Source organism: Leifsonia naganoensis (assembly GCF_013410615.1).
Taxonomy (GTDB): Bacteria; Actinomycetota; Actinomycetes; order Actinomycetales; family Microbacteriaceae; genus Leifsonia; species Leifsonia aquatica.
Window position 1 is genome coordinate 232,997 of sequence record NZ_JACCHJ010000001.1, and the last position, 21,748, is coordinate 254,744.

Annotated in this window: 21 protein-coding genes and 1 tRNA gene; 8 read left to right on the forward strand and 14 right to left on the reverse strand. The window is 70.9% G+C overall.

Going from position 1 to position 21,748, the window contains the following annotated elements; genetic code table 11:
- On the reverse strand, window positions 1-717 hold the full coding sequence (locus HNR14_RS01140; protein ID WP_039922575.1) for an L-threonylcarbamoyladenylate synthase: 717 nt from the start codon (window positions 715-717) through the stop codon (window positions 1-3).
- Between the two features lie 64 nt (window positions 718-781).
- Here HNR14_RS01140 and HNR14_RS01145 point away from each other — a divergent pair, with 64 nt between their 5' ends.
- Both HNR14_RS01145 and HNR14_RS01150 read left to right on the forward strand, forming a co-directional pair.
- Complete coding sequence (locus tag HNR14_RS01145; protein WP_179699436.1) at window positions 782-1,414, forward strand: HAD family hydrolase; 633 nt, start codon at window positions 782-784, stop codon at window positions 1,412-1,414.
- Between the two features lie 3 nt (window positions 1,415-1,417).
- Window positions 1,418-2,029 (forward strand): HAD-IA family hydrolase, encoded by a 612-nt coding sequence (locus tag HNR14_RS01150; RefSeq protein WP_343064383.1) that lies wholly within the window; start codon window positions 1,418-1,420, stop codon window positions 2,027-2,029.
- A gap of 19 nt (window positions 2,030-2,048) precedes the next feature.
- Here the strand turns inward: HNR14_RS01150 and HNR14_RS01155 are convergent, their stop codons facing one another.
- On the reverse strand, window positions 2,049-2,837 hold the full coding sequence (locus tag HNR14_RS01155; protein ID WP_179699437.1) for an ABC transporter permease: 789 nt from the start codon (window positions 2,835-2,837) through the stop codon (window positions 2,049-2,051).
- Window positions 2,834-3,715: an ATP-binding cassette domain-containing protein gene (locus HNR14_RS01160; protein ID WP_179699438.1), complete on the reverse strand. Its 882-nt coding sequence runs from the start codon at window positions 3,713-3,715 to the stop codon at window positions 2,834-2,836. Before HNR14_RS01160 ends, HNR14_RS01155 begins: the two co-directional genes overlap by 4 nt.
- A gap of 135 nt (window positions 3,716-3,850) precedes the next feature.
- Here HNR14_RS01160 and HNR14_RS01165 point away from each other — a divergent pair, with 135 nt between their 5' ends.
- Entirely contained in the window at window positions 3,851-4,813 is a 963-nt protein-coding gene (locus HNR14_RS01165) for a TetR/AcrR family transcriptional regulator C-terminal domain-containing protein (protein ID WP_179699439.1), read from the forward strand.
- Window positions 4,814-4,840: 27 nt separating this feature from the next.
- Here HNR14_RS01165 and prmC read toward each other — a convergent pair whose 3' ends face one another.
- Entirely contained in the window at window positions 4,841-5,743 is a 903-nt protein-coding gene (prmC, locus tag HNR14_RS01170) for a peptide chain release factor N(5)-glutamine methyltransferase (RefSeq protein ID WP_179699440.1), read from the reverse strand.
- Between the two features lie 124 nt (window positions 5,744-5,867).
- On the opposite strand from prmC, the gene cysK reads away from it, so the two are divergent.
- Together cysK and epsC are read left to right on the forward strand one after the other, a co-directional pair.
- Window positions 5,868-6,818, forward strand: a complete 951-nt coding sequence (gene cysK, locus HNR14_RS01175) for a cysteine synthase A (RefSeq protein ID WP_179699441.1) — start codon at window positions 5,868-5,870, stop codon at window positions 6,816-6,818.
- Window positions 6,819-6,835: 17 nt separating this feature from the next.
- Window positions 6,836-7,390 carry a serine O-acetyltransferase EpsC gene (epsC, locus tag HNR14_RS01180; RefSeq protein WP_021761420.1) on the forward strand — a complete coding sequence of 185 codons (555 nt, stop codon included), beginning with the start codon at window positions 6,836-6,838 and terminating at the stop codon, window positions 7,388-7,390.
- 76 nt (window positions 7,391-7,466) lie between these two features.
- Here the strand turns inward: epsC and prfA are convergent, their stop codons facing one another.
- The 8 genes from prfA to argS all read right to left on the reverse strand — a co-directional run bounded on the left by prfA (window position 7,467) and on the right by argS (window position 18,544).
- Window positions 7,467-8,543: a peptide chain release factor 1 gene (prfA, locus tag HNR14_RS01185; protein WP_021761418.1), complete on the reverse strand. Its 1,077-nt coding sequence runs from the start codon at window positions 8,541-8,543 to the stop codon at window positions 7,467-7,469.
- Window positions 8,544-8,646: 103 nt separating this feature from the next.
- On the reverse strand, window positions 8,647-10,836 hold the full coding sequence (rho, locus tag HNR14_RS01190) for a transcription termination factor Rho (RefSeq protein ID WP_179699442.1): 2,190 nt from the start codon (window positions 10,834-10,836) through the stop codon (window positions 8,647-8,649).
- A gap of 241 nt (window positions 10,837-11,077) precedes the next feature.
- Window positions 11,078-12,040 carry a homoserine kinase gene (thrB, locus tag HNR14_RS01195; protein WP_179699443.1) on the reverse strand — a complete coding sequence of 321 codons (963 nt, stop codon included), beginning with the start codon at window positions 12,038-12,040 and terminating at the stop codon, window positions 11,078-11,080.
- On the reverse strand, window positions 12,037-13,140 hold the full coding sequence (thrC, locus tag HNR14_RS01200) for a threonine synthase (RefSeq protein WP_179699444.1): 1,104 nt from the start codon (window positions 13,138-13,140) through the stop codon (window positions 12,037-12,039). The genes thrB and thrC overlap by 4 nt, the downstream gene beginning before the upstream one ends.
- On the reverse strand, window positions 13,140-14,495 hold the full coding sequence (locus HNR14_RS01205) for a homoserine dehydrogenase (protein ID WP_021763362.1): 1,356 nt from the start codon (window positions 14,493-14,495) through the stop codon (window positions 13,140-13,142). Before HNR14_RS01205 ends, thrC begins: the two co-directional genes overlap by 1 nt.
- Window positions 14,492-15,916, reverse strand: coding sequence for a diaminopimelate decarboxylase (gene lysA / locus HNR14_RS01210; protein WP_179699445.1), 1,425 nt, complete (start codon window positions 15,914-15,916; stop codon window positions 14,492-14,494). The genes HNR14_RS01205 and lysA overlap by 4 nt, the downstream gene beginning before the upstream one ends.
- A gap of 122 nt (window positions 15,917-16,038) precedes the next feature.
- Window positions 16,039-16,851 carry an LmeA family phospholipid-binding protein gene (locus HNR14_RS01215; protein WP_021763364.1) on the reverse strand — a complete coding sequence of 271 codons (813 nt, stop codon included), beginning with the start codon at window positions 16,849-16,851 and terminating at the stop codon, window positions 16,039-16,041.
- Between the two features lie 4 nt (window positions 16,852-16,855).
- The gene (gene argS, locus HNR14_RS01220) at window positions 16,856-18,544 is read right to left on the reverse strand and encodes an arginine--tRNA ligase (protein WP_179699446.1); all 1,689 of its coding nucleotides are present in this window, start codon (window positions 18,542-18,544) and stop codon (window positions 16,856-16,858) included.
- A 141-nt stretch (window positions 18,545-18,685) separates the two neighbouring features.
- Here argS and HNR14_RS01225 point away from each other — a divergent pair, with 141 nt between their 5' ends.
- The 3 genes from HNR14_RS01225 (at window position 18,686) to rlmC (ending at window position 20,643) form a co-directional block, all read left to right on the forward strand.
- Window positions 18,686-19,300: an iron ABC transporter ATP-binding protein gene (locus tag HNR14_RS01225; RefSeq protein ID WP_179699447.1), complete on the forward strand. Its 615-nt coding sequence runs from the start codon at window positions 18,686-18,688 to the stop codon at window positions 19,298-19,300.
- A 66-nt stretch (window positions 19,301-19,366) separates the two neighbouring features.
- A tRNA-Arg gene (locus tag HNR14_RS01230) sits at window positions 19,367-19,439 on the forward strand.
- Window positions 19,440-19,518: 79 nt separating this feature from the next.
- Entirely contained in the window at window positions 19,519-20,643 is a 1,125-nt protein-coding gene (gene rlmC, locus HNR14_RS01235; protein ID WP_179699448.1) for a 23S rRNA (uracil(747)-C(5))-methyltransferase RlmC, read from the forward strand.
- Window positions 20,644-20,701: 58 nt separating this feature from the next.
- Here rlmC and msrA read toward each other — a convergent pair whose 3' ends face one another.
- Both msrA and msrB read right to left on the reverse strand, forming a co-directional pair.
- Window positions 20,702-21,217 (reverse strand): peptide-methionine (S)-S-oxide reductase MsrA, encoded by a 516-nt coding sequence (msrA, locus tag HNR14_RS01240; protein ID WP_179699449.1) that lies wholly within the window; start codon window positions 21,215-21,217, stop codon window positions 20,702-20,704.
- Window positions 21,218-21,230: 13 nt separating this feature from the next.
- Window positions 21,231-21,677, reverse strand: a complete 447-nt coding sequence (gene msrB, locus HNR14_RS01245) for a peptide-methionine (R)-S-oxide reductase MsrB (protein WP_179702488.1) — start codon at window positions 21,675-21,677, stop codon at window positions 21,231-21,233.
- Window positions 21,678-21,748: the final 71 nt, after the last annotated feature.

Here is a 21,748-nt window from a genome sequence, read left to right on the forward strand (position 1 = left end):
TCAGCTGTCCGTGGCGGTCTGCGCCGGCGCGTCGTCCGGCTCGAGGGCGTCGCCGACGACGTCGCGCAGCTGCTCGGCCGAGATGACGCCGTGGCGCAGGATGCGCAGCTTGCCGGCGCCCGAGGCGAGGGCGGTGGCGTCGACGATGGTCGACGAGGAGTCCTTGCCCTCGACGCGCTCGTAGGAGGCTCCCGCCTCTCCCCCGTCGAGGTAGACGGAGATCGAGTCGCCGAGCATGGCCTCCGCCTCCGCTGCGGTGCGGGCGGCGGGACGACCGGTCAGGTTGGCGGAGGAGACGGCGAGCGGCCCGGTCTCCGACAGGAGTTCGAGGGCGATCGTGTCCTGCGGCATGCGCAGGGCGACGGTGCCGCGGGTCTCCCCCAGGTCCCAGACCAGAGAGGGGGCGGCGGGCAGGACGATGGTCAGCCCGCCCGGCCAGAAGGCCTTCACGAGGGCGTCGACCTCGGGCGGCACGGACTCCGCCAGCGCGGCGAGCGTCGGGATGCCGGGCACGAGCACGGGCGGCGGCGACTGACGGCCGCGGCCCTTCGCGTCGAGGAGCCGCTGCACCGCGGCGGGCGAGAACGCGTCGGCGGCGACGCCGTAGACCGTGTCGGTGGGGATGACGACGAGTTCGCCGCGTCCGATGGCCGAGCGGGCCAGACGCATGCCGGAGAGGAGCTCGGAGTCGACCGAGCAGTCGTAGATGGGTGCCATGACGGCACCCATGATAGTTGAGCCGCTGCAAGGTTCCCTGCGTTCACGGTCGATACTGGTACGGATGGACGTCTACTTCTTCGACTGCGACAAGACGCTCTACGACTACGACTTCCACCGGCGGCTCCCCCGGCTGGCCGAGCTGAGCGGCGTGAGTCAGTACCGATTGGCCTCCACCTGGTGGGCAGGAGGGCACGAGCGCGCCGCCGAGATCGGCGAGTATTCGACCAGCGAGGAGTACCTCGAGGCGTTCGCCGACGTGACGGGGGCGCGCCTCACCCTCGCCCAGTGGCAGGACGCCCGCAAGGCCGCCATGACCCCCATCCCCGGCTCGATCGCGGCGCTGCACGAGGCGGCGACGCTCGGCACGGTGTCGCTGCTGTCGAACAACCCCATCCCGTTCAAGGACTCGCTGCCGGTGCTCACGCCGGAGATCGTCGACGTGCTGCAGAACAACGACCTGGTCTCCGCGGTGCTCGGCGCGCGCAAGCCGGAACGGCGCATCTACACCCGCGCCCTCGGCCGGTTCGGCGTCGAGCCGCAGAACGCCATCCTCTTCGACGACTCCCTCCCGAACGTCGAGGGTGCCCGCGAAGCAGGGATGCACGCCCACCACTTCACCAAGCGGGAGGACGGCTCGTTCGACACGGACGCGCTGCTCGACGCCATCCACGCCTTCGCCGAGCGGGGGCACTGAGCGGTGCTGTTCGTCTTCGACATGGACAACGTGCTCTACGAGTACGACTGGCGGCGGCGCATGGCCGGGATGTCGCAGCTCACGGGGCTCAGCCTCGCCGAGCTGCGCGAACGGTGGTGGCATCGCGACGGCGAGTGGGCGGCGGAGGCCGGGGCTTTCGCCGACGAGGTGGAGTACTTGGACGCGCTGCGGGCGGCGCTGCGCGTGCCCGTGAGCGAGGAGGACTTCCTCCGCATCCGCGGCGACGCGATGACGCCCTGGCCGATCTCGCTGCGCGCCGTCGAACGCGCCCGGGAGCTCGGCACGGCCACGCTTCTCACCAACAACGGTCCGCTCGTCGCCCGCCGGCTGACCCGGCTCGCCCCCGAGCTGGTCCCCATCCTCGGGGTCGAGCATCTGCGCGCCTCGTCCGACTACGGCGCCCGCAAGCCCGACCCGGTGGTATACGAGCGCGTTCTCGAGCGGTACGACTCGGAGCCCGGGGAGACGTTCTTCGCGGACGACATGGTGGAGAACGTGGAGTCCGCGGCCGCGCTGGGGATCCACGCGCACCTCTTCCGCACGCCGGACGGCCTGCTCGACGCGGTCGAGCAGGCCGGCGAGCTGGTCGCCTGATCCCTCGGAGTCTCCCGGCTCAGCGCCGCCCCGCCTTCCGCCGGAACAGCCACGCCGCCCAGACGTAGGCACCCGCGATGATGAGCGCGCACCAGCCCAGCGCCCACCACAGGTCCGACCCCGGGTCGTCACCGAACAGGAACGCCCGGATCGTCTCGATGATCGGCGTGATCGGCTGGTTCTGCGCGATCCACTGCAGCCACTGGGGCATCGTGTCGGTCGGGACGAACGCGCTCGACAGGTACGGCAGGAAGAGCAGCGCGAAGCCATAGCCGGACGCGGACGTGGGGTTCTTCGCGGCGATACCGATCCCGGCGTAGAGCCAGGTGATCGCGAGGATGAAGAGGGCGACGACGGCGAGCGCCGCGACCCACTCGAGCACGTTCGCCGTCGGCCGGAACCCGACCAGGAGCGCGACCGCGATCACGACGCCGGTCGCCACAAGATTGCGCAGCAGACTCGCCACGACGTGCCCGGTGACCACACCCCGGGAGCGGAGCGGCATGGTCCGGAAGCGGTCGACGACGCCGTCGCTCATGTCCTGCGCGATGTCGACGGCGGTGCTCGACGCCCCGAAGCCGGCGCACAGCAGGATGATGCCGGGGACGACGTAGTCGACGTAGCCTCCGCCGCTGTCGAGCGCCCCGCCGAACACGAACGTGAACAACAGCATGAGCATCACCGGCAGGACGATCGCCATGGTGAGGGCCTCGACGTTGCGCAGCGAATGGCGGATGCTGCGCCCGATGAAGACGAGGGTGCTGGTCAGCGGGGTGACGGTGGTGCGGGTGGGTGCGAGGGCGGTCATCGCACGGCCTCCTTCTGGTTGGTGAGGGCGAGGAAGGCGTCGTCGAGGCTCGGCTTGCGGATGCCGATGGACGCGCCGGGGAGCGCGAGGTCGTCGAGCTCGTCGATCGCGGCGCGCAGGCCGTCGACCGTGCCGTCCGTCGGCAGCTCGCGGAGCACCTCGTCGTCGGGACCGCGCAGCTCGACGACCTCGCCGCCGACCAGCGCCTTGAGTTCCGCGGCGGTCCCCTCGGCCACGATGACGCCGTGGTCGAGCACCGCGATCCGGTCGGCCAGGTGGTCGGCCTCCTCCAGATACTGCGTGGTGAGGAGGATGGTCGTGCCGGCGCGGGCGAGGCCGTCGATGATGTCCCACAGCGCCTGGCGGCTGCGGGTGTCGAGGCCGGTGGTGGGTTCGTCGAGGAAGATCACCGGGGGTGTCGCGACCAGGCTCAGAGCCAGGTCGAGCCGGCGGCGCATCCCGCCCGAGTAGGTCGCCACGCGCTTGCGCGCCGCGCCTGTCAGGTCGAAGCTCTCGAGCAGTTCGCGCGCGCGCCGCCGCGCCCCCGCCACCGAGAACCCGGAGAGGCGCGCCATCATCCGCAGGTTCTCCTCCCCCGTCAGGACCCCGTCCACGGCCGCGGACTGGCCGGTCAGACTGATCGACTCCTTCACACCCTCCCGGTCGGCGACGACGTCGTGCCCGCAGACGGTGGCGGCTCCTCCGTCCGGGTCGACGAGCGTGGACAGGATGGAGATGAGCGTGGTCTTGCCCGCTCCGTTCGGACCGAGCAGGGCGAAGACGCTGCCCGCCTCCACCCGCAGGTCGATGCCGTCGAGGACGGTCTGCGTGCCGAAGGACTTGCGCAGCCCCTCGACCTCGATCGCCGCTGTCGTCATGATGCTCCCTTTCTGTGTATCAGCAAAACTGTTTATGGTGCATACGATTTCGTTTAAGTGATACACAGTTCTAGGATGGATGTCAACGACCGATCCCGGATCCCTCCCGGACCGGCTGCGAGGAAGGCGGAGCAGATGCCCGATGCCGTCGAGGATGCGCTCCCCCGCGCCGTGGCCCTGAGCTGGGGTGTCGCCGAACGACCGCAGCGCGGCCCCAAGCGCGAGCTGAGCATCGAGCGCATCGTGGAGACCGCGATCGCGATCGCCGACGCCGACGGCCTTGCCGCCGTGTCGATGAGCAGGATCGCCGGCGACCTCGGGTTCACGACCATGTCGCTCTACCGCTACGTCACCAGCAAGGACGACGTGCTCGCCCTGATGCAGGACACCGTCTGCGACGTCCCCATCCCTCCGGAGCCCGACCCGGACGCGTCACCGGACTGGCGTCAGGGCCTCCGGGAGTGGGCGATCGCGAGCATCCACATCATCGAGGCGCACCCGTGGTTCCCGGACATCCCGATCACCGGCGCCCCGATGATGCCCAACAACCTCGCCGTGCTCGACTGGGGTCTGCGCGAGATGCGGGGGTTGCCGCTCGCGGACGCCGAGAAGATGTCCGTCGCTCTCCTGCTGTCGTCGTACGCCCGGGCCGTCGGCATCGTGGAGCGGGACCTGCGGCTGTCCCGCCGCGACGACGCTCCCCCGCAGAACGGCGAGGCCTTCGCCGCCGCCCTCGGCGAATTGGTCACGCCCGAACGGTTCCCCGATCTCGCACCGCTCATCCGCTCCGGCGCGTACACGGAGGACGGCGAGGACGGCCAGGACGACTTCGCGTTCGGCCTCGAGCGGATCCTGGACGGCATCGAGCGCTACGTCGCCGCGCGCGCGTCCGGCGAGCCGATCACCGCCGCCGAGCCGCGCCCCGAGGAGATCCCGAACGACAAGGCGGTCCGGGAGGCGACCAAGCTGCGCCGCGAAGCCGAGAAGGCGCTGCGGGAGGCGCGCAAGCGGGAGCGGGAGGCCATCGAGCGGGCCCGCGAGCGTGCGCAGCGCGAAGCCGAGAAGGCGGCCAGGGAGGCCGAGCGGCGCGGACGCTGAGCGCCGACGCGGATCTGAACCGCGGTCTCAGCGCAGCGCGGTCGTCGCCCGGTCGCGCGTGGTCAAGTCCCGATGCGTCGCGGCGGCCCGCCAGCCGTCGGCCGTGAGGATCGCCCGGATGTCGGCGCCCTGCAGCTCGCCGTGCTCCAGCACCAGGGTGCCGCCGGGGTGGAGCAGCCGCTGGGCCACGCGGGAGATCACCCGAACGACATCCAGGCCGTCCTCCCCGCCGTAGAGAGCGGCCGCCGGATCGAACAGCCGCACCTCCGGGTCGCGCGGGATGGCCGCATCCGGCACGTAGGGCGGGTTGGAGATGACGACGTCCACCGTGCCGTCGAGCTCGGGCAGGGCGTCGGCCAGATCGATGAACACCGGTCGGATGTTCGTCGCGCCCGTCTCGTCGACGTTGCGCCGCGTCCAGATGAACGCCTCGGGCGAGTTCTCGACGGCGAACACGCGCGCGTGCGGCACCTCCGTCGCGAGCGCGAGCGCGATTGCGCCGCTCCCGGTGCCGAGGTCGACGGCGATCGGCTCGGCCGAGGGCACGGAACGCAGCGCGTCGATCGCGAACTGCGCCACCTGCTCCGTCTCGGGGCGCGGCACGAAGACCCCGGGGCCGACGGCGAGCTCCAGCGAACGGAACGCTGCCCGTCCGGTGATGTGCTGCAGCGGCTCCCGGGCGGCGCGACGCTCGGTCAGCTCCCGGACGCGCTCGGCCTCCTGCACTTCCACGGACGAACCCATCACGGTGAGGGCCTGCACCCGCCCCCGGCTCGCCCCGAGCACATGGCCGACGAGCAGCTCGGCGTCGACCTCCGGGTCGGGCACGCCCGCAGCGGCGAGCACCGTCGCGGTGCGTTCGAGCAGAGAGCGGACGGTGGGCGTCGCGGACGCGTCCGGGCGGTCGGCGGCAGGGGTCTCGGGAGGCATGGCCCACCGAGCCTATCCTCATCGGCGACCGCCCATCCCGCGCCGTCACAGTGGTCCCGGCGACAGCGACGCGGATTAGAGTGGGACACGCTCCCCGTCCACTCTCCGCCACGAGGAAGAGGCCATGTCAGAACAGGTCAAGGGTCACATCTACGCCGACGTCACCGAGACGGTCGGCCGCACGCCGCTCGTCCGGCTGAACCGGCTCGCCGAGGGCACCGGCGCCACCGTGCTCGTCAAGCTCGAGTTCGACAATCCGGCCGGCAGCGTCAAGGACCGCATCGGCGTCGCGATCATCGACGCCGCCGAGAAGGCCGGCGCGCTCCGCCCCGGCGGCACGATCGTCGAGGGCACCAGCGGCAACACCGGCATCGCGCTCGCGATGGTCGGCGCGGCCCGCGGCTACAAGGTGATCCTCACCATGCCGGAGACGATGAGCAAGGAGCGCCGCGTGCTCCTGCGCGCGTTCGGCGCCGAGATCGTCCTCACCCCCGGGCCGGACGGCATGCGCGGCGCGGTCGAGAAGGCGCAGGAGATCGTCGCCGCCTCCGACAACGCCATCTGGGCGCAGCAGTTCGCCAACGAGGCGAACCCCGCCATCCACCGCGCCACCACCGCCGAGGAGATCTGGGCCGACACGGCCGGCGAGGTCGACATCTTCGTCGCCGGCGTCGGCACCGGCGGCACGGTCACCGGCGTCGGCCAGGTGCTCAAGGAGCGCAAGCCGGACGTGAAGGTGGTCGCCGTCGAGCCGCTCGACTCCCCCATCCTGAACGGCGGCAAGCCCGGCCCGCACAAGATCCAGGGCATCGGCGCCAACTTCGTCCCCGAGATCCTCGACACCACCGTCTACGACGAGGTCGCCGACGTCTCGTTCGACGACGCGATCGAGGTGGCCAAGAAGCTCGCGAGCCAGGAGGGCATCCTCGCCGGCATCTCGTCCGGTGCGATCGTCTGGGCCGCACTGGAGCAGGCGAAGCGTCCCGAGAACGCGGGCAAGACCATCGTCGCCATCGTCTGCGACACCGGCGAGCGGTACATCTCCACGCCGCTGTGGGCGGACCTGCAGGACTGACGTTGCCCTTCGGACGCATGCGGGAGGACATCCGCAACGCACGCCGGCACGACCCGGCCGCACGGAACACCACCGAGGTCGCACTGGCGTACTCGGGGCTCCACGCGGTCTGGGCGTACCGGGTCGCGCACCGGATGTGGCGGGGCGGGCTGCGGACGCCCGCCCGCCTCCTCTCGCAGGCCGCCCGGTTCCTCACCGGGATCGAGATCCACCCCGGCGCGCACATCGGCCGCCGGTTCTTCATCGACCACGGGATGGGCGTCGTCATCGGCGAGACCACCTGGATCGGCGACGACGTGATGATCTACCACGGCGTCACGCTCGGCGGTCGCGGGAGCGGGCACGGCAAGCGGCACCCCACCATCCACGACGGCGTGATCGTCGGAGCGGGCGCGAAGGTGCTCGGTGCCATCACGATCGGCGAGCGCACCGTGATCGGCGCGAACGCGGTCGTCACGAAGGACGCCGAGCCCGACTCGGTGCTCACCGGCGTCCCCGCCCGCGCGCGTCCGCGCTCGGGCCACGAGCAGATCGCCGGCGACGACTGGCTCGACCCCGCCCTTTACATCTGACGCAGTCCGCGAGTGGTCACAAAGTGACCGGGATCGCGCCGAGACGGCGGATCATTCGCCGTCTCGACGCCGACGGTTACTCGTTGCCGAGGTCGGCGAGGCGCGCCTCCTCGTCGGCGAGGATGTTCGACTCGATGACGGGCTCGAGCGCGCCGTTCATGACGGCGTCGAGGTTGTACGCCTTGTAGCCGGTGCGGTGGTCCGCGATGCGGTTCTCGGGGAAGTTGTACGTGCGGATGCGCTCCGAGCGGTCCATCGTGCGGATCTGCCCCTTGCGGAACTCCGCGGCCTCGGCGTCCGCCTCCTCCTGCTGCTTGGCGAGCAGGCGGGCGCGCAGCACGCGCATCGCCGCCTCGCGGTTCTGCAGCTGGCTCTTCTCGTTCTGCATCGAGACGACGATCCCGGTCGGCACGTGCGTGATGCGCACCGCGGAGTCGGTCGTGTTGACCGACTGGCCGCCGGGGCCCGACGACCGGAACACGTCGATCTTGAGGTCGTTCGGGTTGATGTCGACCTCCTCCGGCTCATCCACCTCGGGGAAGACCAGCACGCCCGCGGCGGAGGTGTGGATGCGGCCCTGCGACTCGGTCGCCGGCACGCGCTGCACGCGGTGCACGCCGCCCTCGTACTTCAGGTGCGCCCACACGCCCTCGGCCGGGTCGCTGGACGAGCCCTTGAACGCCACCTGGACGTCCTTGATGCCGCCCAGGTCGCTCGAGGTCTGCTCGATGATCTCGGCCTTCCACCGCTTGGAGTCGGCGTAGTGCAGGTACATCCGCAGCAGGTCGCCGGCGAACAGCGCGGACTCCGCGCCGCCCTCGCCCATCTTGATCTCCATGATCACGTCGCGGCTGTCGTTGGGGTCGCGCGGGATGAGCAGGCGGCGCAGCTTCTCCCCCGTCTCCTCCACGGACTGCTCGAGGCCGGGGATCTCCTCGGCGAACGCGGCGTCCTCCGCGGCCAGCTCGCGCGCGGCCTCCAGATCGTCCGAGAGCTGCTTCCACTCGTTGTACGAGGCGACGATGCGCGAGAGCTCGGCGTAGCGGCGGTTCACCTTCTTGGAGCGCGCCGGGTCGCTGTGCAGCTCCGGGTCGGAGAGCTGCTGCTGGAGGTCGTCGTGCTCGGCGATGAGGCTGTTCACGGATTCGAACATGGGGACTGCTTTCTCGCGGGAGGGATCCAGGACCGGCGGGGTCCGGGAACGGAAAAGTGCCCGCCCGGCACGCGCGCGGCGTGACGGACGGGCACTCTCTCAGCTAGCGGTGGTCGTTCTCGTGACCGTGCGAGTGGGCGGTGCCGTGGCCGTTGGTCGGCTGCGGCATCGACTTCTGCACCTGCATCAGGAACTCGACGTTGCTCGAGGTCTCCTTGAGGCGGCCGAGAACCATCTCGAGGGCCTGCTGCTGGTCGAGCCCGGCGAGGGCGCGGCGCAGCTTCCAGGTGACCTTGACCTCGTCCTGCGCCATCAGCATCTCCTCGCGGCGGGTGCCGGAGGCGTTGACGTCGACCGCGGGGAAGATGCGCTTGTCGGCCAGCTGGCGCGACAGGCGGAGCTCCATGTTGCCGGTGCCCTTGAACTCCTCGAAGATCACCTCGTCCATCTTGGAGCCGGTCTCGACCAGCGCCGAGGCGAGGATGGTCAGCGAGCCGCCGTGCTCGATGTTGCGGGCGGCGCCGAAGAAGCGCTTCGGCGGGTACAGCGCCGCCGCGTCCACGCCGCCGGACAGGATGCGCCCCTCCGCCGGAGCGGTCAGGTTGTACGCGCGGCCCAGACGGGTGATGGAGTCGAGCAGCACGACCACGTCGTGGCCCAGCTCCACCAGGCGCTTGGCACGCTCGATGGCGAGCTCGGCGACGGTCGTGTGGTCCTCGGCGGGGCGGTCGAAGGTGGAGGCGATGACCTCGCCCTTCACCGTGCGCTGCATGTCGGTGACCTCTTCGGGACGCTCGTCCACCAGGACGACCATGAGGTGCACCTCGGGGTTGTTCGTGGTGATCGCGTTGGCGATCTGCTGCATCACGATGGTCTTGCCGGCCTTCGGGGGCGCGACGATGAGGCCGCGCTGGCCCTTGCCGATCGGGGCGACCAGGTCGATGATCCGCTGGGTGACCTTGGTGGGCTCCGTCTCCAGACGCAGGCGCTCCTGCGGGTAGAGCGGGGTCAGCTTGCCGAACTCGACGCGGCTGGCCGCCTCCTCCACGGTCTGGCCGTTGATGGAGTCGACCTTCACCAGCGCGTTGTACTTCTGGCGGCTGTTGTTCTCGCCCTCGCGCGGCTGGCGGATGGCGCCGACCACGGCGTCGCCCTTGCGCAGGTTGTACTTCTTGACCTGGCCGAGGGAGACGTAGACGTCGCTCGCGCCCGGGAGGTACCCGGTCGTGCGGACGAACGCGTAGTTGTCGAGCACGTCCAGGATGCCCGCGACGGGCAGCAGCACGTCGTCGTCGGCGAGCTCGGGCTCGAACTCGTCGCCGGGGCCGCCGCGGCGCTTGCGGTTGCGGTCGCGGTAGCGGCCGGAGCGCTCGCCCTCGGCGTCCAGCTGCTGCTGGCCGCGGTTCTGCTGGCGGTCGCCCTGCTGGCGGTCGCCCTGCTTCTGCTCGTCGCCGCCCTGGAGGTCCTTGGGCTGACCCTGCTGGCGGTCGCCCTGGTTGCCCTGGTTGCCCTGGCCGTTCTGGCCCTGACCGTTCTGGTTCTGGCCGTTCTTGTTGCGGTTGCGGTTGCGGCGGCCCGAGCGGGACTGCTGCTCGCCCTCGGCCGGCGCCTGCGCGTCGCCCTGGTCGGCGGGAGCGGTCTGCGCGGCCTCGGCCTCGCGGCCCTGCTCAGCCGGCTGCTGCAGCTGCTGCTCGCCGTTCTGCTCCTGCTGGGCGCCCTGGCCGCGGCCGCGTCGACGGCGTCCGCCGCCCTGGCCGTCGCGCTGCGCCTGCTCGCGGGAGGCGAGGGCGGAGTCGAGGAGGGCGTCGACGTCCGGGATGAGCGACTCGACGCCGGTCTCGCCGGAGTTGACGTGTCCGGCGGCGTTCAGGCTCGTGCCGTCCGGGCTGGAGGCGCGACGCGAGCCGCGACGACGCGGCTCCTGCGTCTGCTGACCGGCCGGCGCGGCGTCCGCGGCGGCGGTCTCGGAGGCGGGCTCGACCGACTCGGCGGCGGCCGGCTCCGCGATGAGCGGCTCGATGAGCACCTGGGAGGCGGCGGTCGCGTGGTCGGCGGCCGGCTGCTGGGCGGGCACGGTCTCCGCGACCACCTCGACCGGGGCGGCGGACTCGACCGCGACCTCCGGCAGGGTGGCGGCGCGGGCGGCCGCGATCGCCTCGACGAGCTCGCCCTTGCGAAGCTTGCTTGCGCCCTGGAGGCCGAGCTGGGAGGCGAGAGCCTGGAGCTCCGCCACCTTGAGCGAGGTCAGGTCGCTGGTATCCACGCCCCCGGCGTGGAGTTCGACATCAGTCACTGAAGAGGATTCCTTTCCCCCGACGCGCTCTCTGCGCGTCGCTGTGGAGCACTCGTCACATGAACTGCCTTGACCGAGCGGCGTTCTGATCCGCGCTACGGTGCGCCCCGGACATCCGGGCACGCAGGCAGGAATGACGGCATGATTGCTATGAGATCACCCGGAAGCTGAATTCGCTCGTGAGGCGGGTTCTTCACGGGTGCACGCACAGTTTACCACCTCGCCCCCAGCGTTTTTGACGCTAGGCGGCGGGCGTGTCCGCGCTCTCGACGGCGAGCGGGGTGACCGTCGCGCCCTTGAAATCGACCGCCAGCATCAGCGGCTTCCAATCGGTCTCGGCTTCGCTCGCCACGAGCTCCGCGGCGGCGAGCCGCTGGCTCGGGTCGCTGCAGAGCACGAGGATCGAGGGGCCGGCACCGGAGACGACCGCCGCGAAGCCGCGCGCACGCAGCAGCGTGATGAGACGGTTGGTCTCGGGCATCGCCGAGGCTCGATAGCTCTGGTGGAGCTTGTCCTCGGTGGCGGCGTGCAGCAGCTCGGGGCTCTGGATGAGAGCGGCGACGAGCAGGGCGGAGCGGGAGACGTTGAAGACGGCGTCCTCGTGCGGCACGGACTCCGGCTGGAGGCTGCGGGCCAGAGCCGTCGACATGACGTGCGAGGGGACGAGCACGAGCGGCGAGACGCCGCGGTGCACGATCAGCTTCTTGAACTGCGGTCCCTCGGGGGTGACCCACGCGATGGTCAGGCCGCCGAAGAGCGCGGGCGCGACGTTGTCGGGGTGCCCCTCCATGTCGTTGGCCAGCGCGAGGAGGCTCTGCGCGTCGAACTCGACGACGCCCTCGAGCAGGCCCTTGGCCGCCATGATGCCGGACACGATCGCGGCGCCGGAGGATCCCATCCCCCGGCCGTGCGGGATGCTGTTGCGCGCGACCAGCGAGAGTCCGGGCAGCGGGTGGCCGACCGACTCGAAGGTGTGGGCGATGGCGCGGACGACCAGGTTGGTCTCGTCGGTCGGAACCTCGCCGGCGCCGACGCCGATGACCTCGACCGTCGCGCCCGGCTCGTCGCGGACCGAGACCTGCAGTTCGTCGTAGAGGGCCAGCGCCAGCCCGAGGGTGTCGAAACCGGGGCCGAGGTTGGCGCTGGTCGCGGGGACCTTGACCTGGACGGAGCGGCCGCGCAGCGCGTCGGCCGAGAACGTCACGCCGTCACCCCGCTCGGGACGAGACCGAGGACGTCGGCGATGGTCGCGGTGTCGATCGGGACGACCGTCGGCTGCACGTCGGAGCCGTCCGCGGTGCGGAGGGCCCACTGCGGGTCTTTCAGTCCGTGGCCGGTGACGGTGAGGACGACCGTCGCGCCCGCCGGGATCACGCCGGCCTCGGCGCGCTCGAGCAGACCGGCGACGCTGATCGCGGACGCCGGCTCGACGAAGATGCCGACCTCGGACGACAGGATGCGGTGCGCCTCGAGGATCTTCGCGTCGTCGATCGCTCCGAAGTAGCCGTCGCTGTCGTCGCGGGCGTTGAGGGCCAGCTCCCACGAGGCGGGGTTGCCGATGCGGATCGCGGTGGCGATCGTGTCCGGTTCCGTGACGGGGTGGCCGAGCACGATGGGTGCGCTGCCGGCGGCCTGGAAGCCGAACATGCGGGGCAGCTTCGTGGTCTCGCCTCGCTGCAGCTCCTCGGTGTAGCCGCGGTGGTGGGCGGTGTAGTTGCCGGCGTTGCCGACGGGGACGATGTGGAAGTCCGGCGCGTCACCGAGCGTCTCGACGATCTCGAACGCGGCCGTCTTCTGGCCCTCGATGCGGTCGGGGTTCACCGAGTTGACGAGGTGCACCGGGTAGTTCGTCGCGAGTTCGCGCGCGATGTCGAGGCAGTCGTCGAAGTTGCCCTGCACCTGCAGCAGGTGCGCGTTGTGGGCGATGGCCTGGCTGAGCTTGCCCATTGCGATCTTGCCCTCCGGCACGAGGACGACGGCCTGGATGCCGGCGTGCGTCGCGTAGGCGGCGGCCGAGGCGGAGGTGTTGCCGGTGGAGGCGCAGATCACAGCCTTCGCGCCGTGCTCGACCGCCTTCGAGATGGCCATGGTCATGCCGCGGTCCTTGAAGGAGCCGGTCGGGTTCATGCCCTCGAACTTGACGTAGACGTCCGCACCGGTCCTGGCCGAGAGCGCAGCGGCCGGGATGAGCGGCGTGCCGCCCTCGCCGAGCGTCACGATCGGGGTCGCCTCCGAGATGTTCAGGCGGTCCGCGTACTCGCGCAGGACGCCACGCCACTGACGGCTGTAGGACTTCTCGGGCATTACGATCCTTCGACTCGGAGAACGGAAGAGATGGCGGTCACGACATCGCTGGCCGCGAGCGCCTCCACGGTCGCCGCCAGAGCGGCCTCCTCGGCCTCGTGGGTACCGATGACCAGGGTAGCGGTGGGCGCGCCCGCGCCGTGAATCGCAGCGTTACCGGAGATGACGACGGCTCCCGTCGTGCTCGGCACCGACTGCTGCATGGTCTCGACGCTGACCCCGCCGTCGCTCAGGATGCGCGCGACCGACGCGAGCACGCCCGGCTGGTCGGTCACATCGAGCGTGATCTGGTAGCGGGTGACCACGCGGCCGATGTCGAGCACGGGGAGGTCGGCGTGCGTGGACTCCGCGACGCCCGGGCCTCCGACGACGTGGCGGCGGGCGGCAGAGACGACGTCGCCGAGCACGGCGGAGGCCGTCTCGACGCCGCCGGCGCCTGCACCGTAGAACATGAGGTCGCCCGCGGCGCCCGCCTGCACGAAGACGGCGTTGTGCGCGCCGTGCACGGCGGCCAGCGGGTGGTGCCGGTCGATCAGGGCCGGGTAGACGCGGGCCGAGACGCCCTCCTCCCCCGTCTCCGGATCGGTCATGCGCTCGCAGATCGCGAGGAGCTTGATGACGGCGCCGGCCTCGCGGGCGGCATCCACCTGCGAGGTGGTGATGCCGGTGATGCCCTCGCGGTAGACCCGGTCGAGCGGGACGGTGGTGTGGAACGCGAGGCTGGCGAGGATCGCCGCCTTCTGGGCCGCGTCGTAACCGCCGATGTCGGCGGTCGGATCGGCCTCGGCGTAGCCGCGCTCGGTCGCGGTCGCGAGGGCGTCCTGCAGGCTCTCGCCGTTGACGTCCATCCGGTCGAGGATGAAGTTCGTCGTGCCGTTGACGATGCCCAGGATGCGGTTGACGCGGTCACCGGCCAGGCTGTCGCGCAGCGGCCGGATGATCGGGATGGCGCCCGCGACGGCGGCCTCGTAGTAGAGCTGTGCGCCGACCTGCTCGGCGGCCTCGAACAGCTCCGGGCCGTGGGTGGCCAGCAGGGCCTTGTTGGCGGTGATGACGTCGGCGCCGGAGTTGAGCGCCTCCAGCACGTAGCCGCGCGCCGGCTCGATGCCGCCCATCAGCTCCACGACGATGTCCGCGCCCAGGATGAGCGAGCTCGCGTCGGTGGTGAACAGCTCTCGCGGCAGGTCCACGTCGCGCGGGGCGTCGACGTCGCGGACGGCGATGCCGACGAGCTCGAGCTTCGCGCCGACGCGCGAGGCGAACTCGTCCCCCTGCTCCAGCAGCAGGCGCGCCACCTGCGACCCGACGGACCCGGCCCCGAGCAGGGCGACGCGGAGGTTGCGGTACTCGATCATCGGTTGACTCCTTCACCGGCGTTGCCGTCGTACGCGGCATCGCGCGACAGCAGATCCGCCTCGGTCTCGCCGCGCACGATCACGCGGGCGTCGCCGTCGCGCACCGCGATCACGGGCGGACGGCCGAGATAGTTGTAGTTGCTCGCCAGGGACCAGCAGTAGGCGCCGGTGGCGGGGACGGCGAGCAGGTCGCCGGGCCGCACGTCGGCGGGGAGGTATTCGGCGTCCACGACGATGTCACCGCTCTCGCAGTGCTTGCCCGCGACGCGGACGAGCGCGGGGGCGGCGTCCGAGACGCGGCCGGCGAGGCGAGCCGAGTAGTCCGCGCCGTAGAGCGCGGGGCGGGCGTTGTCGCTCATCCCTCCGTCGACGCTCACGTAGCGACGGACCGCGGTCTCGCCGTCGTCCTCGGCCGCGACGAGCACGTCCTTGGTCGTGCCGACCGTGTAGAGGGTGAGGCCGGCGGTGCCGATGATCGACCGGCCCGGCTCGAACGCGACGACGGGCGTCGGGATCTCGAGCTCGGCGCATCCCGCAGCCACCGTCTCCGCGATGCGGCGGGCGAGGTCGCCGATCGGCGCGGGGTCGTCGACGGACGTGTAGGCGATGCCGAAGCCGCCACCGAGGTTGAGCTCGGGAACGTCGCCTCCGGTGAGGAGGTCGCGGTGCACCGCGAGCAGCCGGGCGGCGGACTCGACGAACCCGTCGGCTCCGAAGATCTGCGAGCCGATGTGGCAGTGGAGGCCGAGGAAGCGCAGGCCGGCGTGCGAGCGGATGCGCGCCACGGCGTCGGCCGCGTCGCCGAGGGCGATGCCGAACTTCTGGTCCTCGTGGGCCGTGGCCAGGAACGCGTGCGTGTGGGCGTGGACACCGCTGTTCACGCGGAGCCGCACGCTCTGCACGCGACCGTGCCGCTCGGCGGCCTCGGCCACGCGATCGATCTCCTGGAGGCTGTCGATGATGATCGCGCCGATGCCGACGGAGACGGCGCGGTCGATCTCGGCGGCCGACTTGTTGTTGCCGTGGAAGCCGAGCCGCTCGGGGTCGACGCCGGCCGCCAGCGCCACGGCGAGCTCGCCGCCGGAGCAGATGTCGATGTTCAGGCCGGCCTCGGCCATCCAGCGCGCGACCTCGATGGAGAGGAACGCCTTGCCCGCGTAGTAGACCTTGGCGGCGGTGCCGACCTCGGCGAAGGCGGTCTGCAGGGCGTCGCGCACCTCGGCGGCGCGCTCCCGCGCCTCCCGCTCGTCGACGACGTAGAGCGGGGTGCCGAAGCGGGCGGCCAGGTCGGACGCGCGCACGCCTCCGACGGTGACCTCACCGTCGTCGCGCACGACCGTGCGGGACCAGAGACCGGGGACGAGCGCGTTGGCATCGTCCGGAACATGCAGCCACGGGGGTGCGAGGGGATTCGGAGCCATAGGGAGAACCTCACGGGAACGACGAGTGGGAGTCTCTCAGGCGAGCGGACCCGGATTGGCCCCTGAAGCCGGTGGAGAAGTACGAGAAGTCTACCGATGCCGCCGGGAGCCCCCGGACAGTGTTACGTGCAGCTCCCCTTGCTGCCGAGGAACTTCTCGTCCATCACGAAATCGTGCGCCGTCAGCGTGACGGTGGCGTGGCCCGGAGTGATCGCGATGTCGGAGACCTCCACGCCGTCCGGGAGGTATTGAGCCGCGCAGACCGGGAACGGGCCTCGGTCGGTGAGGGCCTGCAGCAGCCGGGTGAGGTTGACGTCGGCGCCGGAGCCCGTGTCGAGCGAGGCCTTGTCCGGCTGGAGGAGCACGGTGTCGCCGTCCGCCTTGGGCGTGGCCGTGACCGCGTAGCCGACGGGGAGACCGAGCAGGTCGATGCTCCCCTTGTACCCGAGGACGCCGTCGCCGAGGGTGATGTCGCCGGTCGCACCGGGGATGGTGACCAGCTTGTTGAGCGACGCCTGCGAGATGCTGAGCGTCCCCGTCGCCGTCGAGATGGGCTTGCTGAAATCGGTGGGCACGCCCGTGGCGACGATGGAGGCGCTGAGCGGCGCGCCCTTCGCGGTCAGCTTCGGCGCATCCAGCTCGACCCGCTGGAATGTGCCCGCGAGGTACTGCTGCAGCACCGACACCCCGCCGATGTGCACCTGGACGTCGCCGGAGATCTCCGGAGGCAGGCTCTTCTCGATCTCGGATGAGACGCGCTGCTCGGCGTACGCGCGCGCCACGACGTCGGCCACGACGAGCAGGACGGCCAGCACGACGAGCGGGATCAGTATCCACAGGAGCACCCGCACCCACCGGGGCCGACGGGTGCGCGCGGACGTCTGGCCGGGCGTCGCCGCCGGCTCGGGGAGGATCGCGGTGGGCTGCTCGCTCATCGGGTCACATCCGCTCGGGAGCGGACACCCCCACGAGGCCGAGGCCGTTGCGGATGACCTGGCCGGTGGCGTCGTTCAGCCAGAGGCGGGTGCGGTGGGCGTCGGTGACCGGCTCCTCGCCGAACGGGATGACGCGGGTGGAGCCGTCGCGGACCGCGTACCACGCGTGGTACAGCCCGGCGACCTCCTCGATGTAGCGGGCGACGCGGTGCGGCTCGCGCAGTTCGGCGGCCTGCGCGACGACGCGCGGGAACTCCTGCAGCGCGCCGAGCAGCGCGCTCTCGCTCTCGTGCGTGAGCAGCTCCGGGCGGAACACGCTGCGGTCCACGCCTGCCTTCGCGGCGTTGGCCGCGACGGAGCAGGTGCGCGCGTGTGCGTACTGCACGTAGTAGACGGGGTTCTCGTTGCTGCGCTTGCTGAGCAGGTCGAGGTCGATGTCGAGCTGCGAGTCGGTGGACGAGCGCACCAGCGAGTAGCGGGCGGCATCGACGCCGACCGCGTCGACGAGGTCGTCGAGGGTGACGATCGTGCCGGCACGCTTGGACATCTTCATCGGCTCGCCGTCCTTGACGAGGTTCACCATCTGGCCGATGAGGATCTGGAGGTTGACGTTCGGCACGTCGCCGAAGGCCGCCGTCATCGCCATCATGCGGCCGATGTAGCCGTGGTGGTCGGCGCCGAGCATGATGATGTTCTGCTCGAAGCCGCGCTCGCGCTTGTCGAGGTAGTAGCCGAGGTCGCCGGAGATGTAGGCGGGCTCGCCGTTGGAGCGGATGATGACGCGGTCGCGGTCGTCGCCGAAGGTCGTCGTGCGCAGCCAGATGGCGCCGTCCGCCTCGAAGATGTGGCCCTGTTCGCGGAGGCGCTGGATGGCGCGCTCGACGGCGCCCGACTCGTGCAGCGAGTCCTCGTGGAAGAAGACGTCGAAGTCGACCCCGAACGAGTGCAGGCGGTTCTTGATCTCCTCGAACATGAGGGCCGTCCCGCGCGAGCGGAAGACCTCCTGCTGCTCGTCGCGCGGAAGGGAAGCGAGGTCGCCGTCGAAGCCGTCGGCCACCGTCGCGGCGATCTCGCCGATGTAGGCGCCGCCGTAGCCGTCCTCCGGCGTGGGCTCCCCCAGGTATGCCGCGAGCAGGCTCCGCGCGAAGCGGTCGATCTGCGAGCCGTGGTCGTTGAAGTAGTACTCGCGCGTGACGTCGGCGCCGGCGGCCTGCAGGATGCGGGCCAGGCTGTCGCCGACCGCCGCCCAGCGCGCGCCGCCCATGTGGATGGGGCCGGTCGGGTTGGCGGAGACGAACTCCAGGTTCACCAGCAGGCCGTGGTACACGTCGCTGCGGCCGTAGGCCTCGCCGGCCTCCAGGATCGTCTGCGCCAGCTGCCCTGCCGCGGCGGCGTCGAGGCGGAAGTTGATGAAGCCGGGTCCGGCGATCTCGGCCGAGGCGACACCGTCGATGGACGCCGCGGCCTCGGCGATCTCGGTCGCGAGCTCGCGCGGGTTCGCTCCAACCTTCTTGGCCAGGCGCATGGCGACGTTCGACGACCAGTCGCCGTGCTCGCGGTTCTTCGGCCGTTCGAGCGGCACATCGTCGAGGGTGATCGTCAGCTCGCCGAGGTCGGCTCCCCCCGCTCGGCGCCGGTCGACGACCGCGGTCACGATGTCGAGCAGGGCGGCGGAGAGGTCTGCGGGAGTCATGAGGACCGATTCTACCGGGCGCGGGAACGCATCGATTGCCTAACGAAGCGGTCGCCCGTCCCGGACCGGCAGGAGGCGCCGCACCACCGCTTGGTAGTCTCGACGGGACGTACACGCCGACACGGAAGACCGAGCGCCACCATGCCATTCATCGCCCGATCCGCTCTCCGCACCGTCACCGTCGCCGCCGCCCTCACCGGAGCGCTCGCGCTCGCCGGATGCGCCCCCACCGCGACCTCCCCGTCCTCCTCCCCCACGGGGACCGCCGGCGGCGGAGCGACGACGACGAAGCCGACGGTCACGCCGACGCCGACCCCGACCGAGCCCGCCACGCCGGTCACGCTCACCTGCGACCAGCTCATCACCGCCGACCAGCTCTACGCCTACAACCCCAACTTCGGCCCCAACCCTGATTACAAGCCCGAGGACGGCAGCCTCGAGGCGAAGATCGCCGACTGGCAGGGCCTCACCTGCGCCTGGCTCAATCAGACCAGCGGCGACGTGATCCAGATCGCCGTCGCCCAGCCTCCGGCGAGCCAGATCGACGGGCTCAAGAACGCCGCGATCACCGACGCGCAGCCCGTCCCGACCTACGGCGCACCGCCGATCGAGGGCTACTTCAAGACCGGCGAGTCCGGCCAGGTGCAGATCTTCCGCGGCGGCTACTGGATCGTCGCCGAATCCACGGCCTTCTTCGAGCCCGGCGACGCCGCGCCCCTCATGGAGAACGTGCTGGGGAACCTGCCCGCCAGCTGACCCAGCGGAGCCCTGCTCCGTGCGAGCACCGCGGAAAAGTGATGCTAGCCTGGACGGGCACTCCTGGCCCCCATAGCTCAGGGGATAGAGCGTCTGCCTCCGGAGCAGAAGGCCGTAGGTTCAAATCCTACTGGGGGCACCGCAACATCGAACGAAGGCCCTTCTCCTGCGGGAGAGGGGCCTTCGTCGTGTCCGGGACCGCGTACCATTGACCGGTCATGGACTGCTCGTACTTCGATGCCGGCGTGTGCCGGTCGTGCACGCTGATGGGTGTGCCGTACGCCGAGCAGCTGGCGGAGAAGGACCGGTCGGCCCGTGCGCTGCTGGCGCCCTACGGGGACGCCGCGTGGCTCCCGCCGGTCGCGAGCGCGGAGTCCGGATACCGCAACAAGGCGAAGATGGTCGTCGGGGGCACCCTGGAGCAGCCGACCATCGGCATCCTGGACGAACGCGGACGCGGGGTGGACCTGCAGGAGTGCGGGATCTGCGCTCCGGGCGTGCGCGCCGCACTTCCGGTGCTCGCCCGGTTCATCACCCGCGCGCGGCTGGTCCCCTACAGCGTGCCGGAGCGGCGCGGGGAGCTGAAGTACGTGCTCGTCACGCTCTCCCCCGACGACGAGCTGATGATCCGGTTCGTGCTGCGGGACGAGTCGGCGGTCGCGCGCATCCGGCGCGAGCTGCCCTCGCTGCTCGCGGAGCTGCCGAACACGCGTGTGGTGTCGGCCAACATCCAGTCCGAGCACAAGGCGGTCGTCGAGGGCGACCGGGAGATCGTGCTGACGCCGGACGCGTCCCTGGTGATGCGGGTCGGCGGGGTGGGGCTGCGGCTGCGCCCGCAGAGCTTCTTCCAGACCAACACGGCCGTCGCCGAGGAGCTCTACGGCCAGGTGAGCGGCTGGGTCGACGAGGTGTCGCCCGCGAGCGTCTGGGATCTGTACTGCGGCGTGGGCGGCTTCGCCCTCCACTGCGCGGCGCCGGAGCGGCGGGTCGTCGGCGTCGAGACGAGTCGGGAGGCGGTGAAGAGCGCGCGCTCCACCGCCGCTGCTGCTGGGCTCCCCCAGCTCGCGTTCCGCGCCGAGGACGCGACCGCGTTCGCGCTGCGGGCGAAGACGGCCCCGGAGCTGGTGATCGTGAACCCGCCACGGCGCGGCATCGGCACGGAGCTGGCCGACTGGCTCGAGGGCTCCGACATCCCGCACGTCGTCTACTCCAGCTGCAACCCGAAGAGCCTCGCGACCGATCTGGCCCGCATGCCGTCGTATCGCATCCGCACCGGCCGGGTGCTCGACATGTTCCCCCAGACAGGCCACCTGGAGGTCGCGGTCCTGCTCGAGCGCGCCTGACGGGCGCACGCACGCAACGAGGGGCGCGTCTCGCGACGCACCCCTCGTGATCCGATCATCAGCTCGCGAGCGACTCCGACCGCTTCGGGAGCACCCAGCCCGGGCGCGCGAAGTGGCAGGTGTAGCCCCACGGGATGCGCTCCAGGTAGTCCTGGTGCTCGGGCTCCGCCTCCCAGAACGGGCCGGCGGCCTCCACCTCGGTGACGACCTTCGCGGGCCAGAGCCCGGAGGCGTCGACGTCGACGATGGTGTCCTCCGCAACGCGGCGCTGCTCGTCGTCGGTGTAGTAGATCGCCGAGCGGTAGCTGGTGCCCACGTCGTTGCCCTGACGGTTCTTCGTCGACGGGTCGTGGATCTGGAAGAAGAACTCCAGCAGCTCACGGTACGAGGTGCGCTCGGGGTCGTACTCGATCTCGATGGCCTCGGCGTGGGAGCCGTGGTTGCGGTAGGTGGCGTTCGGCACGTCGCCGCCGGTGTACCCGACGCGGGTGCCGGTGACGCCGGGGCGCTTGCGGATCAGATCCTGCATGCCCCAGAAACAGCCTCCGGCGAGGATCGCCTTCTCGGTCGTCATTCGTTCGTTCTCCTTACTTCTCGAAAAGCCGGCGGTAGACGCCGTAGCCCTGCTGCTCCAGCTCGGCGAGCGGGACGAAGCGGAGCGCGGCGGAGTTGATGCAGTAGCGCATGCCGCCGTCGGCGACGGGACCGTCGTCGAACAGGTGGCCCAGGTGGCTGTCGGCCTGGCCGGAGCGCACCTCGGTGCGGCGCATGCCGAACGTGCGGTCGGTGTTCTCGACGATCTCGGCGGACTCGATCGGCCGGGTGAAGCTCGGCCAGCCCGATCCGCTGTCGTACTTGTCGGTGGACGAGAACAGCGGCTCGCCCGAGACGACGTCGACATAGATGCCGTCCTCGTGGTTGTTCCAGAACTCGTTGCGGAAGGCGGGCTCGGTCGCCGCCTCCTGGGTCACGGCGTACTGCCGCTTGGTGAGGCGCCCGATCGCGTCCGGGTCCTTGGTGTAGCGCGGTGTCACGTTCTCCTGTGTCACGATTCCTCCTCGTTGCGTTGCCGCTTGCTGCGGCCCGCACTGAGAAGAACAGCGGA

Coding starts and splice junctions, on each gene's coding strand:
- prmC (WP_179699440.1), bottom strand. CDS start 5,743: ATGCCTCCCGAGACCCCTGCCGCCGACCGCCCGGACGCGTCCGCGACG.
- HNR14_RS01155 (WP_179699437.1), bottom strand. CDS start 2,837: ATGACCGCCCTCGCACCCACCCGCACCACCGTCACCCCGCTGACCAGC.
- thrC (WP_179699444.1), bottom strand. CDS start 13,140: ATGCCCGAGAAGTCCTACAGCCGTCAGTGGCGTGGCGTCCTGCGCGAG.
- epsC (WP_021761420.1), top strand. CDS start 6,836: ATGCGGGAGGACATCCGCAACGCACGCCGGCACGACCCGGCCGCACGG.
- HNR14_RS01160 (WP_179699438.1), bottom strand. CDS start 3,715: ATGACGACAGCGGCGATCGAGGTCGAGGGGCTGCGCAAGTCCTTCGGC.
- HNR14_RS01205 (WP_021763362.1), bottom strand. CDS start 14,495: ATGATCGAGTACCGCAACCTCCGCGTCGCCCTGCTCGGGGCCGGGTCC.
- prfA (WP_021761418.1), bottom strand. CDS start 8,543: ATGTTCGAATCCGTGAACAGCCTCATCGCCGAGCACGACGACCTCCAG.
- HNR14_RS01165 (WP_179699439.1), top strand. CDS start 3,851: ATGCCCGATGCCGTCGAGGATGCGCTCCCCCGCGCCGTGGCCCTGAGC.
- HNR14_RS01225 (WP_179699447.1), top strand. CDS start 18,686: ATGCCATTCATCGCCCGATCCGCTCTCCGCACCGTCACCGTCGCCGCC.
- cysK (WP_179699441.1), top strand. CDS start 5,868: ATGTCAGAACAGGTCAAGGGTCACATCTACGCCGACGTCACCGAGACG.
- HNR14_RS01145 (WP_179699436.1), top strand. CDS start 782: ATGGACGTCTACTTCTTCGACTGCGACAAGACGCTCTACGACTACGAC.
- HNR14_RS01140 (WP_039922575.1), bottom strand. CDS start 717: ATGGCACCCATCTACGACTGCTCGGTCGACTCCGAGCTCCTCTCCGGC.
- argS (WP_179699446.1), bottom strand. CDS start 18,544: ATGACTCCCGCAGACCTCTCCGCCGCCCTGCTCGACATCGTGACCGCG.
- msrA (WP_179699449.1), bottom strand. CDS start 21,217: ATGACGACCGAGAAGGCGATCCTCGCCGGAGGCTGTTTCTGGGGCATG.
- rlmC (WP_179699448.1), top strand. CDS start 19,519: ATGGACTGCTCGTACTTCGATGCCGGCGTGTGCCGGTCGTGCACGCTG.
- HNR14_RS01215 (WP_021763364.1), bottom strand. CDS start 16,851: ATGAGCGAGCAGCCCACCGCGATCCTCCCCGAGCCGGCGGCGACGCCC.
- lysA (WP_179699445.1), bottom strand. CDS start 15,916: ATGGCTCCGAATCCCCTCGCACCCCCGTGGCTGCATGTTCCGGACGAT.